Here is a 22,860-nt window from a genome sequence, read left to right as displayed (position 1 = left end):
TCATTTTTTAAATTTACTATTTTATAGGGAGTATAGCTATGTCTGCAAAAGATGTAATGAAGACAATCGAAGAACAGAATGTTAAGTTTATAGATTTTCGTTTCACAGATACAAAAGGTAAGGAACAACATGTAAGTGTTCCTGCACACACAATTGATGCTGAAAAACTTGGAGAAGGTCAAATGTTTGACGGCTCTTCAATTTCAGGCTGGAAAGATATTAACGAGTCTGACATGATTTTAATGCCAGATTGTGATACAGCGATTATTGATCCTTTCACTGAAGAGGTGACACTTAACATTCGATGCAATATTATTGAACCTTCAGACATGAAGGGTTATGTTAAAGATCCTCGTTCTATAGCTCATAGAGCCGAAGCCTATTTAAAAGATTCAGGCGTTGGTGATACGGCTTATTTTGGTAATGAGCCTGAGTTTTTTGTTTTTGACAGTGTCAAATGGGATACAGGTTTTGGAATGGGTACAGCTTTCTATGAGATCAGTTCGGAAGAAGCGGCTTGGTCTTCAAAGATTGATTTAGAAGGTGGTAACAAAGGTCACCGTCCTAGAGTAAAAGGGGGTTATTTTCCAGTCCCACCAGTTGATTCATTGCATGACCTTCGTTCTCAAATGTGTTTAGCAATTGAAGAAATGGGTGTCACAACAGAAGTTCATCACCATGAAGTTGGTACAGCTGGTCAATGTGAAATAGGTGCATTATTTAATACATTGGTTAAAAAAGCTGATGAAACACAAATTCTTAAATATTGTGTACACAACGTTGCTCACCTTTACGGTAAGACTGCAACGTTTATGCCAAAACCAATTGCAGTTGATAATGGTAATGGTATGCATGTTCACATGTCGATTGCGAAAGATGGTAAGAATTTATTTGATGGAGATGGATACGGAAACTTAAGTGAAACCGCTCTTTATTATATTGGTGGTATTATCAAACATGCAAGAGCATTGAATGCTTTTACAAACCCATCAACTAACTCATATAAACGTTTAGTTCCAGGGTTTGAAGCGCCAGAAATGCTTGCTTATTCTGCTAAGAACCGTTCAGCAGCAATAAGAATTCCATTTGTTACAAATCCTAAAGGACGACGTATCGAGGTTCGCTTCCCCGACTCAACAGCAAATCCATATCTTGCTTTTGCGGCTTTATTGATGGCAGGCCTTGATGGTATCAAGAATAAGATTCATCCTGGTGAGCCAGCTGACCAAGATTTATATGAAGAGTATGATGCTTCGATACCAAAAGTAAGCTCAATGCTTCATATCGCTTTGGAAGAGCTTGATAATGATCGTGAATTCCTTAAGCAGGGCGGTGTATTTACTGATGAGGTTATTGATTCATTTATTAATCTCAAAATGGAAGAGGTGACTGCTATGAGAGCATCTCCTCAGCCACTTGAATTTGATTTATATTACAGTTGTTAATTAGATCAATATCTTGAAATAAAAAAGCCGCTCCTAGCGGCTTTTTTATTATCTAAAAAGCTGGTTGGTATCCGGTAAAATTTAAATTATTCAAAATTAATATAAACACAAAATGATTAAAGCAAGAAATGATTGGAAATTGGACGAAATTAAAGCCCTATTTGAACTTCCTTTTAATGATCTTCTTTTTAAAGCACATTCTATACATAGAGAGAATTTTGATCCAAATCAAGTTCAAGTGAGCTCTCTGCTTAATATTAAAACGGGCGCATGCCCCGAAGACTGTTCTTATTGCTCCCAAAGCTCAAAATATGACACAGGCCTTGAGCGAGAAAAATTAATGGAAATTGATGAGGTATTACAGCAAGCTCAAAATGCAAAAAATAAGGGGGCGACAAGATTCTGTATGGGTGCTGCCTGGAGAAACCCAACAGACAAGAGTCTTGATAAAGTCATACCAATGATTCAAGGTGTAAAGGCTATGGGAATGGAGACATGTGTTACCTTAGGTATGCTATCTTCAAAACAAGCCTCCACTCTAAAAGAGGCAGGCCTTGATTACTACAATCATAATATTGACACATCAAAAGAAAACTACCCTAATGTTATTACAACTCGAACTTTTCAAGACAGATTGGACACTTTGGCTGCGGTTAAAGATGCCAATATTAGCGTTTGTAGCGGTGGAATTCTAGGCATGGGAGAGACTGAAACTGATCGGGCTTCTATGCTTCAATCTTTAGCTAATCTTGAACAACATCCGGATAGTGTTCCAATAAATCTTCTTGTTCCTATTCCAGGAACTCCATTTGAAAATGTAAAGCCGCCCAGTGAAAGTGAGTTTGTTCGAACAATTGCTGTAGCAAGAATTTTAATGCCTAAGTCAGTTGTTAGACTTTCAGCTGGAAGGCTCGATATGGGAGAGGGTATGCAGGCGTTATGTTTTTTTGCTGGCGCAAACTCAATCTTCTATGGTGAGCAGTTATTAACAACAGATAACCCAACGGTCGCAAATGACAAACTCCTTTTTAGCCGTCTTGGAATTAATGGAGAAGATTATCAGCAATCTGTTGCTCAGGAGTTGACACTTTAAGTGATTCTAATTTTTTAGCCATCTCATGTAGCTTGTCTTTACTGAGAGCCTCTATCTCTCTGTCGATTGCTTCGGGATTAAGATTTTCTTCTTCTAAAAGAATACCAGCTTTATTTTTAGAGAGAATCTCAGCATTAATTTTTTGATGACCGTCTATTGCATAAGGAAATGGAATGATTATAGCTAGTGAATTGGAAGCAATCAATTCAGAAATTGTCATAGCTCCAGCTCTAGAAACTACCAGGTCTGCCCAAGCATAAGCTTCTGCCATATTTTCTATAAATGGCTCAATTTTTGTTCCAGAATGCTGTGAGTTTTTATATAATAATTTTACCTCTTCCAGATGATTTTCTCCAGTCTGATGCCAGATTTTTAGAGGTGTTTTAATCTGAGGAATGGTTTGATTAATTTTTTTGGCACCCAAAGAACCACCCAGAACCAGTAAGTTTTTAACTGATTTAGGCTCGTTTTTAGGGATTGGATTAAACAGTATCGGATTTCCAGTCGTAATTGCGCCTATACTCTCAGGAAAAGTATTTTCAAAAGCTTGAAAGCATTTGAAAGCAAGTCTGCTCAGAAGTCTGTTTGTTGTTCCAGGAACACTGTTTTGTTCATGAATAAATAAAGGTATAAATAACAATTTAGAGATTAAACCACCAATTCCTGAGGCATATCCACCCATTCCAATGACAATGTTTGGCCTATACTTTATAAAAATAATAACAGTTTGAAAAAACCCACAGCCTAGAAGAAAAAAAGCTTTCAGAATAACTAGTAAATTTTTACCTCTAAGGCCACTGCTGGAGACTCCATGGAATTTATAGCCGTGCCTAGGAACTAACCTACTTTCCATAGCATTTTTGCCACCAAGCCACTCTACAACTGCATCTCTTTCTTGAAGCTCTTTTGCAATAGCTAGTGCAGGAAAAATATGACCACCAGTACCACCAGCCATAATGAGAATTTTTTTAGACATAATTTATTTGTTTTGAATACTTTGTTCTATTTTCCATATCAACTCGAACAATAATTGCCAGTGAAATAATTGCAAAAATCATAGAAGTGCCTCCATAGCTCAACAAAGGCAATGTAAAGCCTTTAGGAGGCAAAAGACCTAAATTCATTCCAATATTTACTGTTATTTGCATTGCAAACCAAGTACAAATTCCAAAAACAACATAAGAGCTATATTGACGCCCTTTTTGAAGGGCAACTTTAGCAATAGAGAATCCTTTTAAGAGAATAAAAAGGAATGATAGTAAAACAAATAACATTCCCACAAAGCCTAACTCCTCCCCAATAACTGCAAAAATCATATCAGTATGCCTTTCTGGAAGAAGTGCATATTTTTGAATACCTGCGCCAATCCCAGTTCCAAACCAGTCTCCTCTGGCAATCCCAATTAAGGCTTGCTGAGTTTGGTGTACCTTAGGATCTGTGCTTCCCCAAAAATCATCAACCCAAAAGGATGTTAAACGGGCCATTCGATTTGGGTTAAATGCAATAAAAATACCAACAAAAATAAATAAAAGAGATGTGACAATACTGAGCTGCTTTAGATAAACCCCTGCAGCGTATAGCATTGCCATTGCAGTTAAGGATATTATCAGAGTAGCACCAAAGTCTGTTTCAAGCATCAATAGGATATCAGCTAGACCAATAATTACTAGTGTTTTTACAAAGCCCTTCCATGGCTTTCTAATGTCTTTTTCTTGGCGGATTAGAAAGCCCGCCATAAAAAGTATCATGGATAGTTTCATCAGTTCTGAGGGCTGAAATTTAAAAAATACTAGGTTAATCCACCTCGTTGAGCCATTAACTGTATGACCTATGGGTGGAGGAAAAAATACAACTGCAAGAAGAAGCAAGGATAGTATAAATAAAGGAATAGAATACTTTTGAAGGACTGAAATGGGTGTATTTAGAACAATGAATCCAGCAAATAAACCTGCACAAATAAAGAAGCTTTGCTTAAAAAAATAAGAATAACTTGAAAAATATGCCAATGAGGCAGAAAAGGACATAATCCAACCAAATATTAACAAAGCCAAGATTGTGAACAATAATGACTTGTCAGGCATTTGTCTTGTTCGCATTTTCGGATTTAATCTCATAAGCAAATATATTTTATACTTTTATTTATTGAAAAGTTCTACTAGATATTGATGTGTTTAATTGATGAGCTATTTTTGAGTCTATATGGGATAATCTTGTCTTTTTATAATTTTTATTTAAACAATGATTTCTACTGCTAACATCACCATGCAGTTTGGTGAAAAGCCTTTATTTGAGAATATTTCAGTCAAATTTCAAGCTGGTAATAGATACGGCTTGATTGGTGCAAATGGTTGTGGAAAATCAACCTTAATGAAAATATTGACTGGAGAATTAAAGCCCACCCATGGCTCTGTTTTGGTTGGAGAAGGCCAAAGACTTGGTGTCTTATCGCAGGATCAGTTTGCTTTTGAGAAGTATCGAGTTGTAGATACGGTAATCATGGGTCACAAAGAGCTATGGAAGATAAAAGAGGAAAGAGACAGGATATATGGTCTTCCAGAAATGAGTGAGGAAGATGGAATAAAGGTGGCTGAATTAGAAATGGAATTTGCTGAAATGGATGGTTATTCAGCAGAATCATCAGCTAGTGAGTTACTTCTAGGTCTTGATATACCTTTAGATCAACACTATGGGCTAATGAGTGAAATTGCTCCTGGCTGGAAGCTTCGAGTTCTTTTAGCGCAAGCTCTGTTTTCAGATCCAGAAATTCTTTTATTAGACGAGCCTACCAATAACCTTGACATAAATTCTATCAGATGGCTTGAAGGGGTTTTAAGTGCAAGAAAATCAACTATGGTTATTATTTCGCATGATCGTCATTTTTTAAACGGCGTCTGTACTCATATGGCTGATCTAGATTATGGCGCACTAAATGTCTTCCCAGGAAGTTATGATGATTTTATGGTTGCCGCAACTGCAATTCAAGAAAGGATGCGCTCCGATAATGCTAAAAAGGAAGAAAAAATTAAAGATTTAAAACATTTTGTATCGCGATTTTCTGCGAATGCTTCTAAATCGAAGCAGGCGACATCTCGTCTTAAACAGCTAAATAAGATTGAATTAGATGATATTAAGCCTTCTTCAAGAGTTAGTCCATATATTATTTTTAATCAAAACAAAGAATTATTTAGAAATGTACTAGAAGTCCAGGGTTTGAATAAAAGCTTTGAAGATGAGCAAGTTTTAAAAGATATTAATATCATGATTGAAACTGGTGAACGGGTTGCAATTATTGGACAAAATGGTATTGGAAAGAGCACTTTGCTTAAAACCATATTTGGTGAAATTGAGCCCGATGGTGGAATTACAAAATGGAGTGAAAATTCAAATATTGGATATTATGCTCAAGACCATAATGACGAATTTGAGAAGGATATGAATGTTTTAGATTGGATGACACAATTTAAAAACGAAAAAGATGATATTCAAGTTATGCGATCTGTCCTTGGAAAAATGCTTTTTGGAAAGGAAGATGTAAAAAAATCTGTCAAATCTTTGTCAGGTGGTGAAAAAGGAAGAATGATTTTTGGAAGACTTATGTTGCAAAAGCCAAATATATTGTTAATGGATGAGCCAACAAACCACTTGGATATGGAATCTATTGAGGCCCTAAATCTGGCATTGGACAATTACAAAGGTACTTTAGTATTTGTCAGTCATGACAGGGAGTTTGTTTCTTCTTTATCAACTAAAGTAATCGAGCTTAAAGATGATGGAGCTCACTACTATTCAGGAAATTATGAAGATTACTTGTTGACTCAGGTGTGAATTAAATTAATGCTTGCATAGAAATCTATTAATTACTGTATCTATTAATTGATGGTTAAATAGTTAGTAGAAATATATTAAATATAAATATACTCAAACTTATAAAAATATTTGTCAAATGTTTACAGGGATTATTCAAGCTATAGGAAGTATTCAAGAGTTTCGTTCTTCAGATAATGGCGCTAATTTGAAAATCAATTCAAATACACTTGATATAAGTGATTCTAAGATTGGAGATAGTATTGCTGTTAATGGGGTATGTTTAACAGTCACCCAAATTTCAGGTGAATGGTTTGCTGCAGATGTTTCAAACGAAACGATAAATTGCACAACTTTTTCAGATTTATCGCAAGGTGATGATGTTAATCTTGAAAAATCTCTTAGATTTAATCAAGGGATTGATGGGCATTTGGTAAGTGGTCATATTGATGGAGTTGGTTCAATTCAATCCATTAATAAAGATGGAGATAGTTTTCGCTTTAAGATTTTGGTTGAGGGCGAAATTATTAAATATATTGCTAAAAAAGGCTCAATATGCATCAATGGAGTAAGTCTAACTGTCAATAGCGTTAAGGATAATATTTTTGATGTTAATATAGTTCCCCATACTTTTTCAGTAACTACGCTAAGAGATCTTTCTACTGAGTCAAATGTAAATTTAGAGATTGATCTAATTGCTAGATATGTTGAAAAACTTAAAATTTCAGATAAAGATTAGACAATTATGAATGCTTCAATAAAGGAACTTATAGAAGATTATAAGCAAGGAAGAATGATTATTCTTATGGACGATGAGAATCGTGAAAATGAGGGTGATTTATTAATTGCATCTGAAAAAGTTACAAAAGAAGATATTAACTTCATGGCGACGCATGGACGAGGTTTAATTTGTCTTACTTTGACTCAGCAGCGTTGTCAACAACTAAACTTGCCTTTAATGGTGTCTCAAAATAGTGATCTTCATTCTACAAACTTTACAGTATCTATTGAAGCTGCATCAGGTGTCACTACAGGAATTTCAGCTGCAGATAGAGCTAAAACAATTTTAGATGCTGTTGCTAAAGATGCTAAGCCAATAGATATCGTTCAGCCTGGCCATGTTTTTCCTTTAATGGCCCAACAAGGTGGTGTTTTAATACGTGCTGGCCACACTGAGGCGGGCTGCGACTTAGCTCGTTTAGCGGGATTTGAAGCTTCATCAGTGATTGTGGAAATATTAAATGATGATGGCTCAATGGCTAGAAGCGATGATTTGTATAAGTTTGGGAAAAAGCACGGTATTAAAGTAGGCCATATTGCTGATTTAATTCATTACAGAGTTGAAAATGAAAAAACAGTTGAAAGAATAAGCCAAAGGCCTTTTAAAACAAAGTATGGTCAATTTGAACTTTTTTCATATTTAGATACAATCCATAACGATATTCATATTGCCCTTGTAAAGGGCAAAATTAATGAAACAACTGAGCCATATGTCAGAGTCCATATGGAGAATATCTTTAAAGATGTCTTACAAGAAAATAATCGAGGTTTTAGTATTAATAGTGCATTAGACATGATTTCAGAGGTTGAAAATGGTGTCTTCTTACTTTTACGTAAACAAGATAATCAGGCTATCCTTGAAAATATAGATAACCAGGACTATAGAAGTAATGATGATGGAAAAACTTTTGGAATCGGTGCGCAAATTCTTTCTGACTTGGGTGTTACGAATATGAAGTCACTAGGAAAGCCAAGAAAATGGCCAGGTCTAGAGGGTTTTGGTATCACAATAACTGAGTACGTAAATATTAAGGAGAAGTAATGAATAATATTGAGGGTGATTTAACTATTAACAATAAGAAAGTGGCTTTAGTTGCAGGTCGATTTAATTCTTTTATAGTTGAGCATTTAATTAGTGGGGCCAAAGAGGCTTTACTTAAGAGTGGAACTAAAGAATCAGACATTGATCTTATTTATGTTCCAGGTGCTTTTGAAATCCCACTTGCCCTTAAAAAAGCCTCAAGTACTGGTAAGTATGATGCCATCGTAGCTTTAGGTGCAGTAATTAGGGGCGGGACTCCTCACTTTGAATTCGTTGCCGGAGAGTGCGTAAGAGGTATATCCAAAATTTCTCTAGAGAATGAAATACCAATTGCTTTTGGTGTGCTCACTGTTGACACAGTTGAGCAGGCTATAGAGCGCTCTGGAACGTCTGAAAATAAAGGCACTGAGGCTGCAGAAAGTATTATTAGAATGATCAATTTACTAGAAAAACTGTGACTCCTAAGCAGCGTTCAAGAGCGAGAGTAGTCCAAGCTTTGTATCAGTGGTTAGTTTCTGGAGGCAATATTAATGACATAGAATTGCAATTCTTAAATCAAAAAGAAGGCAAGATTTCAAAAGCTTTTTTCTCAAATTTATTATTAAACATTCCAAAAAATATAACTATTCTTGATGAAATTATTAAGCCATCACTTGATCGTGATATTGATGAACTTGGCCCAACAGAAAAGGCAATTTTATATTTAGGTGTTTATGAATTGAAGTTCCAGCCCGAGGTACCTTACAAAGTCGTTATTAATGAAGCTGTCGAATTATCTAAACTTTATGGTGCTGATGGTTCATATAAGCTTGTTAATTCGTCACTTGATAAAATTGCCCCAGAGCTAAGATCCCTTGAGATTTCTTAAATAGCTTTATTTGAATAGAGTGTTTTTTTGTAAATTTATACAAAGCGTAAAAAATGAATTTTTTCAAATGGACTACTAAAAAATCTTAAGCTGGTTCTATAGTTCTTTTTTTATTCTCTCTTGAAATAAATTAAACTGATCTTGAAAAATTGATTGATTTTATCTTTTTTCATGGTAGTATTTCAGTTCGGCCATAAAAAATTTATCTATTTTTTTAACAGGTTTAAATAATATCCTGGTGAAATTTTTTTTATGAAAGAAATGGTACAATAATATTTATATTAATTTAGGAGAAATAATGAAAAGTATTTATAAAAAACTTGGAGCAACAATTGTCAGTGCTATGGCTACTGTCAATGTAATGGCTCTAGATGAGTTAAATGTCGCTTATTTTGAAGAGTGGCCAATGCCTTTTGAGTATGCAAAGCAAATTGGTGCATATGATGAAGCATTAGGAATGAAAGTTAACTGGAAGGCTTTTGGAACAGGTACAGCAATGTCGGCTGCAATGGCTTCTGGTGATATTCATATCTCTGTGAGTCAAGGTGTTCCTCCATTTATCGTGGCAGCTTCAACTGGCCAAGACATTCAAATCGTTGATGTGGCAGTAAGTTATGCAGACAACGACAACTGTGTTGTAGCTTCAGGTTTAGAAATTGATGCAAGCAATGCTTCAGAATTGGCTGGTAAAAAAGTGTCAGTTCCAATTGGAACAGCTGCTCACTATGGTTTCTTAAAGCAAATGGAGCATTTTGGTGTTTCAGTCGATTCGATGCAAGTAGTTGATATGGCTCCACCAGAGGGTGCGGCTGCTTTAGCTCAAGGAAGTATTGATATGTTTTGTGGATGGGGTGGTTCACTTCGTCGTGCTCTAGATCATGGTAATGTGCTTCTAACTGGTGCTGAAAAAACTGCACTAGGTATTTTAGTTTGGGACGTTACATCTGTACCAGCAGGATTTGCTGATGAAAATGCAGAAGTTCTTCAAACATTCTTAGGTGTTACTGCAGCGTCTAACGCGATGTGGAACTCAGGAGGTTTTACTTCATTGATGCTACCTCATATTGCTAAGGATGCTGGTATGGACGAAGATGCTACAGCAGAAACAATGGCTACTTTTGTATTCCCTTCAGTTGCTAACCAACTTGGTGATAACTGGCTTGGTGGTTCAGGTGCGGCTTTCCTTAAAGGTGTAGCAGATGTATTCGTTAATAGCGGAAATATCCCAAGTGCTCGTGGTTCATATGCTAATGCTATTAATACTGATGGTTTAGAAGGATTGGCAGCACAATAAAGTACTTTGTTATTAGGCTTAATTAAAGTCTATTAATAATGTATTAGTTATACAAAAGGTGGCGCACTTCTAGTGTGCCACCTTTTTAATGATTTAAAGAATTCGGAGCTAACTTTGAAAGGTTTATCAATTGAAAATATATCGATGCGGTTTGATTTGAAGAATGGTTCTTCAGTGCAAGCACTCAAAGACGTATCTTTGGACATTGAAGCAGGACAAATTATTACTGTTCTTGGTCCCTCAGGTTGTGGAAAAACAACATTATTAAATATCGTTGCTGGTTTTCTTGCGCCGACGGAAGGAAAAGTCGTTCTTAATGGGCAAACTGTTCAAGGTCCAGGAGCCGAGCGTGGAATGGTTTTTCAACAGGGTGCTTTGTTTGAGTGGATGGATGTTCGTGCTAATGTTGCTTTTGGTCCTCGTATGAAAGGAACTCCAAAAGCAGAACAAGATGAAAAGGTTAAGCGCCTTCTAGAAATTGTTGGATTAGCTGATTTTGAAGATAAAGCTGTTTATGAGTTATCGGGCGGTATGCAACAAAGAGTCGCTTTGGCGAGATGTCTCGCAAATGATCCAGATGTCATTTTAATGGATGAGCCCTTAGGCGCTCTTGACGCACTAACAAGAGAAAAAATGCAGGGTTTGGTTTTAAAACTTTGGAAGGAAACAGGAAAAACAATTTTATTAATTACTCACTCAGTTGAAGAGGCTGTCCTTTTGGGCGAAAGACTTTTGGTTCTTGCTCCAAGACCAGGAAGAATACATAAAGAATACAAGTTGCCGTTTGCTGAAATGGGAGTCAATATGGACTTAAGAGAGGTTAAAAAATCTGAAGGCTATTCTGAAACTCGAGATGAGATCCTCTCTATTATTTGGGAGATGGAAGAAGAAATTATGGGCAGGGCGGACGAAAACTAATGACTATTTTAATTATTTATATCTTAATTTTCATAGCTGCTTTTTACTTAGTAAAGATAGTCAGTTCAATTAGAACCGTAAAAGATGATTTTACAAGTTTAAAGACTGTTACATTTGGTGACGAAAGTGCAGTATCACCCAATAGAGCTGCATCCATTATTTCAGTTATTGCAATTTTTGCAATTTGGGCTGCGTTTACTGGCTCTAAATATATTCCAGTTCATGTTCCTGGGCCATTTATTGGTGAACTTTCGTTTGAGTACACTGCAATGAATGCATTAGGACAAACTGATGATGCTGAAGTTACAGTTACAGTTTATGATGTTCAGTCTGGAGATATTCCAGATAAGCTAGAAGTTGATCCTGGCTCAGGTTTTGCTCTAAACGATACTGCCCAGATTATTACTTACAGAAGTGGTTTAGTAAAAGTCCAAAAAAATGATGTTGGCGGCAAAGAAAAAGGTTACAAAGTGATTGCTATTAATGGCCAAGAGATATCACCAAGTACTGAGCTTTTTATTGACAATGCCCGAATCTATATGACAGCAAAGGGCACCTTGAGTGTAAAACCTGAACAAGGATGGCAGATGCAGCCTGTTTGGCTTCCTGCTCCAGAAGCTGTCGGCTCAAGATTATTAAAAGTTTATAATGAAGGTTTTAAAAACTTCACACTTTTTGAGCATCTAGGTTGGTCCTTGCTTAGGGTTGTTGTTGGCTTTGTGGCTGGAGCTATTGTTGGAATTCCTTTAGGTTACGCAATGGGACTTTCTGGATGGTTTCGTGGTTGGTTTGATCCGATAGTTGAATTTATGAGACCAGTGCCTCCATTAGCTTTAATTCCATTAGTCATCATCTGGTTTGGAATTGGTGAACAAGGAAAGATTATCTTGCTATTCCTTGCTTCACTTTGGATCATGACAATTTCTGCTAGGGCGGGCGTATCTGGTGTAAAAATTTCTAAAATACATGCCGCATACTCCTTAGGCGCTTCTAAGTGGCAGATTATGAGATTAGTTATTGTTCCAAATAGTTTGCCAGAGATATTTACTGGTGCCCGAGTGTCTATGGGTGTCTGCTGGGGAACTGTTGTTGCGGCAGAGCTTGTTGCCGCTCAAAAGGGTGCTGGCATGATGATTATTAATGCCTCTAAGTTTCAGATGACTGATCTAGTTATTATGGGAATTGTACTAATTGGAGTTATTGGATATGCAATTGACATATTAATGCGTTTTTCAGAAAATTATCTTGTCCCATGGAAAGGTAAATAGCTTTTTATAATTTCTTACTTTTTTTGCTGGAATAAATAATGTCCCAAATATTACCCAAACAAGCACAAGTTGTCATTATTGGAGGGGGAGTTGTTGGATGCTCGGTAGCCTATCATCTCGCTAAACTTGGTTATACAGATGTTGTGCTTCTAGAACGTAAAAAACTTACCTCTGGAACCACATGGCATGCGGCAGGACTTGTTGGCCAAATGCGCTCTTCTCTCAATTTGACACAAATGGTTAAGTATTCAGGCAATCTTTATGAAACTTTAGAGGCTGAAACTGGTATGGCAACTGGCTACAGACGGACTGGCTCTGTGAGCCTCGCCACTAATCAAGAAAGGCTTACTGAATATAAGCGAAATGCCTCGCTTGCAAAAGTGCATGGCGTAGATGTTCAAATTTTAACGACTGATGAGTTAAGGGATAAAGTCAATTTCTTTAATCTTGATGATGTAGTTGGTGGTGCGTGGATTCCAAAAGATGGAAAAGCTGATCCAGCAAATGTTGCAATGGCCTTAGCCAAAGGTGCAAAAAATAAAGGTGTTAAAATTTTTGAGGATGTAAAGGTCACTGGAATTCTTAAGGAGAATGGAAAAGCAACTGGAGTTCAAACTGAGTTTGGGGAAATTAAATCTGAAGTAGTTGTTAATTGCGGCGGAATGTGGGCCAGAGAAGTTGGAAAAATGGCTGGTGTTTCAGTGCCGCTTCATGCATGTGAGCACTTTTATTTTCTAACTTCAGCAGTTCCAGGGTTAGGAGATATGCCTGTAGTAAGAGTTCCTGATGAGTCAGCATACTACAAAGAAGATGCTGGAAAAATTCTGGTTGGCTTATTTGAGCCTAATGCTAAACCTTGGGCTCAAAATGGAATTCCCGATGATTTTTGTTTTGATCAAATTCAGGATGATTTAGATCACTGTATGCCTTATCTTGAGTTAGCAATGAATAGGGTTCCAGTAATGGAAAGCCTTGGTATTGAAACTCTTTTTAATGGACCTGAAAGTTTTACTCCAGATGACAATTTCCAAATTGGAGAGTCTCCAGAATTAGGAAACTTTTATGTAGCAGCAGGATTTAACTCAATAGGCATTCAGGCTGCCGGTGGAGCTGGAAAGTACCTTGCAGAGTGGATTATTGCAAAAGAGCCTCCTTGTGACTTATGGGATGTTGATATCAGAAGAAATCAGTCCTTTCAAAGCAATAAAACTTATTTAGCCAACAGAGTAACTGAAACTCTGGGTTACCTTTATGAAAATCATTTTCCATACCACCAGTACGAGACTGCAAGAGGGCTAAGAAAAACACCTCTTTATGATTTCTTTAAAGAACGTGGGGCTTGTTATGGAGAGGTTGCAGGTTGGGAGAGGCCTAATTGGTTTGTTCCTAAAGAAATGATTGGAAAAGTTGAGCCAAAGTATGAATATTCTTGGGGCAGACAAAATTGGTTTGAATTTCACAAAATTGAGCAACAAGCTATTAGAGAAACGGTAGGTATGTATGAAATGTCTTCATACGCCAAAATTAGGGTTAAGGGTTCTGATGCGATGGATTTCCTCCAGCTTGTCTGTGCTAATGATGTTAATGTTGAGTCTGGTAAAATGGTTTACACTCAGTGGCTAAATGACAAAGGTGGTATTGAGGCAGATGTAACTGTAACCCGTTTAGAGGCTGATGATTATCTTATAGTTAGCGGAACAGTGTGCCTTAATAGAGACATGCATTGGCTTCAAAAAAATATGCCAAAAGACGCTAACTGCTCATTGTTTGATTCAACAAGTTCTGAGGGGTGTATTGCCATTATGGGCCCAAATTCAAGAGATTTACTCCAATCCCTTACAGATACTGATATGAGCAACGAAAGCTTTCCATTTGCAAATGTTCGAAATATTGAGATAGGCATGGCAAATGTTAGAGCTCATAGAATTACTTATGTTGGTGAGTTAGGATGGGAGCTATACTTTCCAATTGAATTTTCAAGTTATGTTGCTGAGTTAATTGATGAAAAAGGTATAGAGTTCTCTCTCAGGCAGATTGGAATGCATACGGTTGATAGCTGCAGAATTGAAAAAGCGTATAGACATTTTGGCCATGATATTACTGATGAAGATCATGTCATTAATGCAGGCCTTGGATTTGCAGTAAAGCTTGATAAAAAACCTTCTAAATATGGCAACTTTATTGGCTATGACTCAGTTCAATCAAAAAAAACTGTTGGGTATGATATGCGAGTCATGCAATTTTTATTAAATAATTCAGATTTAATGCTTTACCATAATGAGCCTATTCTAAAAAATGGGGAAATTGTTGGTCATTTAACTAGCGGAACATATAGCCATACTCTGGGAAGTGCTGTTGGTCTTGGCTATATACCCTGCAAACCTAATGAAAGCCAAGAGGATATCTTGAGCGCTGATTACTCAGTCGAGGTAGAAGGTGTTATTGAGAAGTGTAAGGTTTCTCTCAAGCCAATGTATGATCCACTAAATGAGAAAATTAGAATCTAATAGTTAGTTTTGCATAAATACGCCTATTAATGTTGCTACTCCAACTATTCCAAGTGCTATCAGAGAGAAGTTTCTATAGTATTTATTCCCAGAAACATTAAAAAACCTTGTGCCTAAATATGTAGAAAAAACATAGAGTGGGGCGGTTATTGCACCTGTCAAGAGAATATTTTTTGTAAATAGACCAAAAAAGTAAAGGCTAATAATAGCGCTTATTACTAGACCAGAAGTAATAACTAAAATATTTGCACGTGCAACTTCATCACTGTCGTTCTTAGATAATAGAACAGTTACATATGGTGGACCTCCCATACCTGTTGCTCCCTGCATTAATCCACTAATAGCTCCTCCTAGGGTGAGAACATGATTAGTTATCGTAGATTTAATTCTCCAACCACTACCAATAAGAATAACAAAAAATATTAATAAGATAGACATCAAAGTTTTTATGATTTGTTCATCTATTGAAACTAAAAATACTGTTCCTAAAGGAATAGTCAACATCATTGTTAACATCATAGGGGTTATCTCTTTCAAATTAGATTTCTTAACGCCAATAAAAGTCAAGTATATAGTTGCCGGGATTTCAATGACAATATTGAAAACCATCGCAAAGATTGGAGAGTAGAAATAGGATAAGATTGGGATCATAAGTAACCCTGATCCAAAACCAATGAACCCTCTTAAAAAACCAGAAAGAACAACAACTATAACGATTAAAAAATAATTATCAGGAACAAAGTTAAAGAAACCTTCCATTAAATTTAGTGAGATTTAGAAATCAAAGATTTAATTTCTTTGATGATAATATCCATACCCTTATTTATCTTGTTTGTATCTATAGCGGAATACCCAAGATGTAAAAAATTTGAAGGAGGGTTTTTCTCATTAAATAATGTATTTCCAGATCTTACTGAAACACCTTTTTTTAAAAGTCTCTTGCAAAGTATATCGCTATCAACTGATTCAGGAATTTCAACCCAAAAAGTTGAGCCTCCAAGAGTTGGTGCACAGGACAATAGTGGCTCTTGATGAATTTTTTCATTAATTAGTCCCCATCGTTCTTTATTTGTTTTTTGTATTTTGGTAAACATGTTATGGTAATGACCTAAGCCAATAAATAGAGCAACGGATCTTTGGTTGTTTGCAGGTATGTGTCTTATCATCAAGCGCCTTAATGCTTTAGCCTCTTTTATGAAGCTCTCTGGTGCAACCATATATCCAAGCCTTAAGCCTGGCGCAAATGCTTTAGAGAAGCTTCCAACATAGATGACGTTATTATCTTTATCAAGACTTTTTAATGAAGGATGAGGTTTTTTTTGAAAGTTAATTTCAGCTTCATAATCATCCTCAATAATAACCATTTGATTTTCTTTGGCAACTGATAGAAGTTCATTTCGTCTATCCATGCTCATAGTGACACCGGTTGGATATTGATGACTTGGAGTCGTAAAAATAATATCAGTTTTAGGGTCAATATCTTTGATGACAATTCCATCCTTATCAATACTAATTGGGACAATATTGTCAGTTTTTGAGCTAAATATATTTCTGACATCTGGATATCCTGGGTTCTCCATACCCACAACAGTGCCTTGTTTGGTAAGTAAGCTGGCGATTATATATATCGCATTCTGACTTCCTGATGTAATTAGAATTTGATCTTTATTTGCCCAAATACCTCTCTTTGGAAGTACCTTAGATTGAATCTGTTTAATTAAAGAGGGGTCATCATTGTCGACATGATCTATATTCCATTTTTGAATTTCAGGAAGTGTCGATGAATGCCTGACTACTTCTCTCCATTCGTAGTAAGGAATTAGACTTTTGTCAATTTGACCAATAGTAAATGAATAGGGGAGACTTTGCCAGTTCTCTGGATTATGAATATTTGTTTGGGTCGATGGTTTTTTTGTGATTAACTTATCATGCCATATAGGTGATTCAACATTACTTGACTGTTCACTATCATTTGAATTGTAGCTCTCATAAAACTGCTCATTAACATAATACCCTCTCCTTTCTTGAGGAGTAATATAGCCATCAAATTCTAACTCTTTATAGGCTGCAATGACTGTATTTCTTGCAACTTTAAGAGCACTTGCGAGATTTCTGGATGATGGGAGGGGTTCATTTGGACCAATTAAACCATTTGTAATTGCATCAATCAACTGCTGGCGAATTTGAAGTTGAAGGGTCCGAGGCTTATCATGCCTAAGAGAAAAAAACTGGTTCCACATTTCATCCATTATTCTGGCCTATTAATTGTAAGTTTCCTGGTTCTATATATATGTTAAATCAGGACCAGTTATATTTTACAATTCGTTTCTTAAAAAATGCACTGAATTTGAACAAGGAGGGAGTATGTCAAATACTACAGTTGTAGATAATGCTAAAGATCACGTCTGGCACCATTTAACTCAACATAAAGCTTTTGAAGAGAACGATCCTTTAGTGATGACTGAAGCAAAAGGTATGATCATAACAGATTCTAAGGGTGATGAATATCTAGACGCCACCTCTGGAGGTGTTTGGACCGTTAACCTCGGCTATGGAAGAGATGACATGGTTAAGACAGTCTCCGATCAACTTTCAAAAATACCATACTTTGCTGGTGCCTTTGGAAATGAGCCAGCGTCTCATTATGCTCAAGAAATAACATCTCTTATGCCTGGAATGAATCGCGTTTATTATTCAAACTCAGGCTCTGAGGCGAATGAAAAGGGATACAAAATGGTCCGTCAGTTAGCACATTTTGATAACGATGGAAAAAAACATAAAATTATTTTTCGTGATCGTGACTATCATGGCACCACTATTGGAGCTATGAGTTCATCGGCTCAAATTCAAAGAAAGAAACAGTATGGGCCTTTTGCGCCTGGTTTTGTAGAAATGCCTAATTGTTGTTGCTATCGTTGTCCGTTTGGTAAAAAGTATGGGGAATGTAATATTGAATGTGCAACAGTACTTGAAGATATTATTTTGAAAGAAGACCCTGATACTGTTGGTTCAGTTGTGCTTGAGCCGATTACTGCTGGTGGCGGTGTAATTCCTCCAGTTCCAGAGTATTTCCCAATCATTCAGTCGATTTGTAAAAAATATGACGTTTTGTTACACATTGATGAGGTAGTTTGTGGACTTGGAAGAACAGGAAAATGGTTTGGTTATCAGCATTTTGATGTGCAGCCTGACATTGTCACAACAGCAAAAGGTTTGGCGGCTGGATATGCGGCAATATCTGTAACTATTACATCTGAAGAAATTTTTCAAAGATTCAAGCAAGATCATACTAACCCAGATAGTTACTTTAGAGATATTTCTACTTTCGGTGGCTGTACTGCTGGTCCAGCAGCAGCGCTTGAGGTGGTTAATATTATCAAAAAAGAAAATCTCCTTGAAAACGTAACAAACATGGGTAACTATCTTAAGGATAAGTTGAATGCTCTTCAAGATAAGTATGAAATTATTGGAGATGTTAGAGGAAAAGGATTGTTTTGTGGTGTTGAGCTAGTCAAAGATAGGCAAACTAAAGAGCCAGTTCATGAAAGCGTTGCAATAGCTATTGCGGGGCATTGTTTAAAAAATAAAGTAATGATTGGAAGAACCAATCGTAGCTTTGAATTTAATAACAATGTACTGCTTTTTAGCCCTTCTTTCATATGTTCTAAAAATGAAATTGATCTAATTGTAAATGCTGTTGATAATGCAATTTCAGCAAATACATAAATAACTTTATAAATAAATTTATAGGAGAATTACTATGATTATTGGTGTTCCAAAAGAAATTAAAAACCATGAGTACAGAGTAGGATTAACGCCTAGAAGTGTTAAGGAGTTTATTAATCATGGCCACAAAGTTTTAGTTCAAACCAATGCAGGTGTTGGAATTGGCGCAAGTGATGATGAATATTTAGATACTGGGGCTGAAATCATATCTACTGCCAAGGAAGTTTTTGATAAAGCGGAAATGATTGTAAAAGTAAAAGAGCCACAAGCAGAAGAAATTGAAATGCTTAGAGAAGGTCAAATTCTATACACTTATCTTCATCTCGCTCCAGATCCAGAGCAAACTAAGGGTTTGGTAGAAAGTGGTGCAATTTGTATAGCCTATGAAACAGTCACATCTCCAAGAGGGGGCCTTCCATTATTAGCGCCGATGTCAAAGGTTGCTGGAAGAATGGCAGTCCAAGCTGGCGCTCACTTTTTAGAGCATCCAAATGGTGGCATGGGTGCACTACTTGGTGGTGTTCCAGGGGTTGATCCACTTAATGTTGTGATACTAGGTGGTGGTGTTGTTGGTGCACACGCAGCCCACATGGCTGTTGGAATGGGAGCTGATGTTTGGGTACTGGACAACAATCCTGATACTCTGGAGCAGCATTGGCAACAGTTTGGAAGAAGCACAAATACTGTCTTCTCTACAAAAAGCTCAGTTGAAGAGTATGTGCTTCAGGCAGACCTGGTTATTGGTGGTGTTTTAATCCCAGGTGCTGAGGCACCAAAATTAGTTTCTAAAGAGATGATTAAGGCAATGAAGCCTGGATCTGTGATTGTTGATGTTGCAATTGACCAAGGTGGTTGCTTTGAAACTTCGAAAGCAACAACACATGCTGAGCCAACTTATATTATTGATGATGTGGTTCATTATTGTGTGGCAAATATGCCTGGAGGCGTTCCAAAGACATCTACTTATGCCCTGAACAATGTAACATTGCCGTTTGGGCTGAGTATTGCAAATAAAGGCGTTAAGCAAGCTTTATTAGATGATGAACATTTGAGAGCGGGATTGAATGTCCACAGCGGACAAGTAACCTGTCTTGAGGTGGCTCAAGATTTGGGATATGATTATGTCCCAGCGCTTGATATGCTCAATAAATAAATAATATAAATAGGAGAGAAAGAAATGGCAAAGATGACCTCAAGTGAGGCTTTCGTTGAAACAATGGTCGCTAATGATGTAACTGATATCTTCGGCATCATGGGCTCAGCTTTTATGGATGCAATGGATATTTTTGAACCAGCAGGTATCAGATTTATTCCAGTAGTTCATGAACAAGGCGCTGCGCATATGGCGGATGGGTACTCAAGAGTTAGTGGTAGACATGGTGTAGTGATTGGTCAGAACGGTCCTGGTATCTCCAACTGCGTAACAGCTATTGCTGCTGCTTACTGGGCTCATAGTCCTGTTGTTATTGTTACTCCTGAAGCTGGAACTATGGGCATGGGCCTTGGAGGCTTTCAAGAAGCTAATCAGCTTCCTATGTTCCAAGAGTTTACTAAGTACCAAGGTCATGTTGTTAATCCCATGAGGATGGCTGAATTTACGGGTCGTTGTTTTGATAGAGCTATGAGCGAAATGGCTCCTACTCAGTTAAACATTCCAAGAGATTACTTTTATGCAGATGGTGAGTTTACAATTCCTACTCCAAGAAGAATTGATAGAGGATCTGGAGGCGAGGATACTTTAAACGAAGCTGTTGCTTTAATTGCAAAGGCTAAGTTTCCAGTTATTGTTTCAGGTGGTGGCGTTGTTATGGCGGATGGCGTTCAAGAATGTGCTGCATTAGCGGAACGTCTTGGTGCACCGGTCGTTAATAGTTATCTTCACAATGATTCTTTCCCCGCGAGTCACGATTTATGGTGTGGTCCACTAGGTTATCAAGGCTCAAAAGCAGCTATGAAGTTAATCTCAAAAGCAGACGTGGTTATTGCTCTAGGGACTCGCCTTGGTCCTTTTGGTACGCTACCTCAGCACGGGATGGATTATTGGCCTAAAGATGCTCAAATTATTCAAATTGATGCTGACCACAAAATGTTAGGTTTAGTAAAACCTATCAATGTTGGTATCTGTGGTGATGCGAAAGCTGTAGCTGAAGTTCTATGTCAAAAACTCAATTCAGAAACGTTGAGCTGTGATTCAACTAAGTCTGAAAGAGCCTCAACAATTGCTGATGAAAAATCAGCTTGGGAACTCGAGCTTGATGAGTGGATTCATGAAACTGACTCTTATAGTATGGATATGATTGCTAACAAAGAAGAAGGATGGCTTCATCCAAGACAAGTCCTACGCGAACTTGAAAAAGCTATGCCTGAGGATGTCATGGTCTCTACTGATATTGGAAATATCAATTCTGTAGCAAACAGCTATCTTAGATTTGAAAAGCCACGTAGTTTTTTTGCAGCGATGAGTTTTGGAAACTGTGGTTATGCCTTTCCAACAATTATTGGAGCCAAAGCAGCTGCTCAACACAGACCCGCTGTTTCTTACGCAGGTGATGGTGCTTGGGCAATGAGCATGGTTGAAACTATGACTTGTGTGCGTCATGATATTCCAGTGACAGCAGTTGTTTTTCATAATCGTCATTGGGGCGCTGAAAAGAAAAACCAAGTAGATTTTTATGACAGACGTTTTATTGCTGCTGAGCTTACTGATCAGCACTTTGTTAATATTGCAGAATCAATGGGTGCTGAAGGAATACGAGTTGATAAACTTGAAGATGTAGGTCCAGCTCTTAAAAAAGCGATAGATATGCAAATGAATGAAAGAAAGACAACAATTATTGAAATTATGTGTTCAAGAGAGCTTGGAGATCCGTTCAGAAAAGACGCGTTAAGCAAGCCAGTTAGATTCCTTGATAAGTATAAAGATTTTGGTGAAAAATCTCCTCATAGATAAGTCTTAACTATCAATCCCTCAGAGTGGTATATTATTGCGCTCTGAGGGAATAAATTTTTATACAATGAATGAAAATTTGATAACACCATCTGATGTTTTAGATTATTGGTTTTCAGAAAAAAGCAAACAATTCTGGTTTGCTTCAACTCCCCAAGGAGACAACGAAATTAAAGTACGCTTTGAAAGCGTTTGGGAAAAAGCTGCTGAAGGAGAATATAGTCAGTGGAGAGAAACAGCTGATGGCTCTGTTGCTCTTATAGTAATTTTGGATCAGCTTCCCCTAAATATGTTCAGATCAGATCCAAAAGGCTTTCAAACAGAGAATATGGCAGTTGAAGTAGCTTTAAATGCAATCAACAATGGGTTTGATGAGGAGCTCAATGATGAAAAGCTATTGTTTCTGTTTATGCCATTGATGCATAGTGAAAATATTGATCATCAAAATTTACAAGTTTATTTGTTTGATAAGTACAACTTTAACCTTGAGTTTTCAAAGCATCACAGAGATCTCGTTAAAAAATTTGGTCGCTTCCCACATAGAAATGAAATTTTAGGGCGCATGAGTACCATGGAGGAGCTTGACTATCTTCTTTCTGATAACGCATTTAAGGGTTAGGACTTATTATTTATTTAACAGAAAGTATTGCGTCAATCCCTGCTTGAGAAACCACTATATCTTGGTCAGAGCTGCCAGAACTGCAACCAATCCCACCAACAATCTGACCATTAACAAAAAGAGGCAGGCCACCACCAACTACACAAAAACGACCTTGATGTGAGGTTTGAATACCAAATGCTGGCCCATGATTAATAACAGATTTACCATAATCTAAGGTCGCCTTTCTAGCTGCCGCAGCAGTAAATGCCTTATCGATAGAGACATTAATGCTTGTAATTTTTGCATTATCCATTCTTGTAAATAACATGAGGTGGCCACCATCGTCCACAATAGCGATATCCATATCTATTCCTAGTTCAATTGCTTTATTAATTGCACCATCCATCATTTTCTTTGTATCTTCAAGTGTAAGTTTTAGTACTTGTTTCATAATATAACTCGAAAAGCAGCTAATTCGTTTAGTTGCAAACTCTGTTTAACTTTATCATAGATAATATGACTCATAAAAACCCCTTTATATTGATCACTTTCGTAATAATATAGCTA

At 37.0% G+C, this 22,860-nt stretch carries 20 protein-coding genes; 15 read left to right on the top strand and 5 right to left on the bottom strand.

Annotated features, from left to right (window positions below):
• Positions 1-38: 38 nt before the first annotated feature.
• Both glnA and bioB read left to right on the top strand, forming a co-directional pair.
• A complete protein-coding gene (gene glnA, locus AC5YGB_RS05025; protein ID WP_020024396.1) occupies positions 39-1,445 on the top strand; it encodes a type I glutamate--ammonia ligase in 1,407 nt (468 codons plus the stop codon).
• Positions 1,446-1,557: 112 nt separating this feature from the next.
• On the top strand, positions 1,558-2,538 hold the full coding sequence (gene bioB / locus AC5YGB_RS05020; RefSeq protein WP_496136812.1) for a biotin synthase BioB: 981 nt from the start codon (positions 1,558-1,560) through the stop codon (positions 2,536-2,538).
• Here the strand turns inward: bioB and murG are convergent.
• Both murG and ftsW read right to left on the bottom strand, forming a co-directional pair.
• A complete protein-coding gene (gene murG / locus AC5YGB_RS05015; RefSeq protein ID WP_496136811.1) occupies positions 2,489-3,514 on the bottom strand; it encodes an undecaprenyldiphospho-muramoylpentapeptide beta-N-acetylglucosaminyltransferase in 1,026 nt (341 codons plus the stop codon). The two genes, bioB and murG, sit on opposite strands and share 50 nt — an antisense overlap.
• Entirely contained in the window at positions 3,507-4,634 is a 1,128-nt protein-coding gene (gene ftsW / locus AC5YGB_RS05010; protein WP_496136810.1) for a putative lipid II flippase FtsW, read from the bottom strand. The genes murG and ftsW overlap by 8 nt, the downstream gene beginning before the upstream one ends.
• A 142-nt stretch (positions 4,635-4,776) precedes the next feature.
• On the opposite strand from ftsW, the gene AC5YGB_RS05005 reads away from it, so the two are divergent.
• The 9 genes from AC5YGB_RS05005 (at position 4,777) to AC5YGB_RS04965 (ending at position 15,019) form a co-directional block, all read left to right on the top strand.
• Positions 4,777-6,363 (top strand): ABC-F family ATPase, encoded by a 1,587-nt coding sequence (locus AC5YGB_RS05005; protein ID WP_496136809.1) that lies wholly within the window; start codon positions 4,777-4,779, stop codon positions 6,361-6,363.
• 118 nt (positions 6,364-6,481) lie between these two features.
• Complete coding sequence (locus AC5YGB_RS05000; protein WP_496136808.1) at positions 6,482-7,081, top strand: riboflavin synthase; 600 nt, start codon at positions 6,482-6,484, stop codon at positions 7,079-7,081.
• Between the two features lie 6 nt (positions 7,082-7,087).
• Positions 7,088-8,164 carry a 3,4-dihydroxy-2-butanone-4-phosphate synthase gene (gene ribB, locus AC5YGB_RS04995; RefSeq protein ID WP_053820028.1) on the top strand — a complete coding sequence of 359 codons (1,077 nt, stop codon included), beginning with the start codon at positions 7,088-7,090 and terminating at the stop codon, positions 8,162-8,164.
• Positions 8,164-8,622, top strand: coding sequence for a 6,7-dimethyl-8-ribityllumazine synthase (ribH, locus tag AC5YGB_RS04990; protein ID WP_496136807.1), 459 nt, complete (start codon positions 8,164-8,166; stop codon positions 8,620-8,622). The genes ribB and ribH overlap by 1 nt, the downstream gene beginning before the upstream one ends.
• The gene (gene nusB, locus AC5YGB_RS04985; protein WP_271802791.1) at positions 8,619-9,032 is read left to right on the top strand and encodes a transcription antitermination factor NusB; all 414 of its coding nucleotides are present in this window, start codon (positions 8,619-8,621) and stop codon (positions 9,030-9,032) included. Before ribH ends, nusB begins: the two co-directional genes overlap by 4 nt.
• Positions 9,033-9,330: 298 nt before the next feature.
• Positions 9,331-10,326, top strand: a complete 996-nt coding sequence (locus AC5YGB_RS04980; RefSeq protein WP_020024405.1) for an ABC transporter substrate-binding protein — start codon at positions 9,331-9,333, stop codon at positions 10,324-10,326.
• 114 nt (positions 10,327-10,440) lie between these two features.
• Positions 10,441-11,244 carry an ABC transporter ATP-binding protein gene (locus AC5YGB_RS04975; RefSeq protein ID WP_020025396.1) on the top strand — a complete coding sequence of 268 codons (804 nt, stop codon included), beginning with the start codon at positions 10,441-10,443 and terminating at the stop codon, positions 11,242-11,244.
• A complete protein-coding gene (locus AC5YGB_RS04970; RefSeq protein WP_496136806.1) occupies positions 11,244-12,512 on the top strand; it encodes an ABC transporter permease subunit in 1,269 nt (422 codons plus the stop codon). The genes AC5YGB_RS04975 and AC5YGB_RS04970 overlap by 1 nt, the downstream gene beginning before the upstream one ends.
• Positions 12,513-12,550: 38 nt before the next feature.
• On the top strand, positions 12,551-15,019 hold the full coding sequence (locus AC5YGB_RS04965; RefSeq protein WP_496136805.1) for an FAD-dependent oxidoreductase: 2,469 nt from the start codon (positions 12,551-12,553) through the stop codon (positions 15,017-15,019).
• Positions 15,020-15,022: 3 nt separating this feature from the next.
• Here AC5YGB_RS04965 and AC5YGB_RS04960 read toward each other — a convergent pair whose 3' ends face one another.
• On the bottom strand, positions 15,023-15,778 hold the full coding sequence (locus tag AC5YGB_RS04960; protein WP_496136804.1) for a TSUP family transporter: 756 nt from the start codon (positions 15,776-15,778) through the stop codon (positions 15,023-15,025).
• A 5-nt stretch (positions 15,779-15,783) separates the two neighbouring features.
• Positions 15,784-17,268 carry a MocR-like pyridoxine biosynthesis transcription factor PdxR gene (pdxR, locus tag AC5YGB_RS04955; RefSeq protein WP_496136803.1) on the bottom strand — a complete coding sequence of 495 codons (1,485 nt, stop codon included), beginning with the start codon at positions 17,266-17,268 and terminating at the stop codon, positions 15,784-15,786.
• A 115-nt stretch (positions 17,269-17,383) separates the two neighbouring features.
• On the opposite strand from pdxR, the gene AC5YGB_RS04950 reads away from it, so the two are divergent.
• The 4 genes from AC5YGB_RS04950 (at position 17,384) to AC5YGB_RS04935 (ending at position 22,311) form a co-directional block, all read left to right on the top strand.
• Positions 17,384-18,745: an aminotransferase class III-fold pyridoxal phosphate-dependent enzyme gene (locus AC5YGB_RS04950; RefSeq protein ID WP_496136802.1), complete on the top strand. Its 1,362-nt coding sequence runs from the start codon at positions 17,384-17,386 to the stop codon at positions 18,743-18,745.
• 34 nt (positions 18,746-18,779) lie between these two features.
• Positions 18,780-19,898, top strand: coding sequence for an alanine dehydrogenase (ald, locus tag AC5YGB_RS04945; RefSeq protein ID WP_496136801.1), 1,119 nt, complete (start codon positions 18,780-18,782; stop codon positions 19,896-19,898).
• Between the two features lie 24 nt (positions 19,899-19,922).
• Positions 19,923-21,695 (top strand): sulfoacetaldehyde acetyltransferase, encoded by a 1,773-nt coding sequence (xsc, locus tag AC5YGB_RS04940; protein ID WP_496136800.1) that lies wholly within the window; start codon positions 19,923-19,925, stop codon positions 21,693-21,695.
• Between the two features lie 64 nt (positions 21,696-21,759).
• Entirely contained in the window at positions 21,760-22,311 is a 552-nt protein-coding gene (locus AC5YGB_RS04935; RefSeq protein WP_496136799.1) for a DUF924 family protein, read from the top strand.
• Positions 22,312-22,321: 10 nt separating this feature from the next.
• Here AC5YGB_RS04935 and AC5YGB_RS04930 read toward each other — a convergent pair whose 3' ends face one another.
• Positions 22,322-22,744 carry a heme-binding protein gene (locus AC5YGB_RS04930; protein ID WP_496136798.1) on the bottom strand — a complete coding sequence of 141 codons (423 nt, stop codon included), beginning with the start codon at positions 22,742-22,744 and terminating at the stop codon, positions 22,322-22,324.
• Positions 22,745-22,860: the final 116 nt, after the last annotated feature.

Source organism: Candidatus Pseudothioglobus sp. uisw_142 (genome assembly GCF_059512465.1).
Note: the sequence above shows the minus strand (reverse complement) of the source record. Positions and strands in the feature narration are given on the sequence as shown.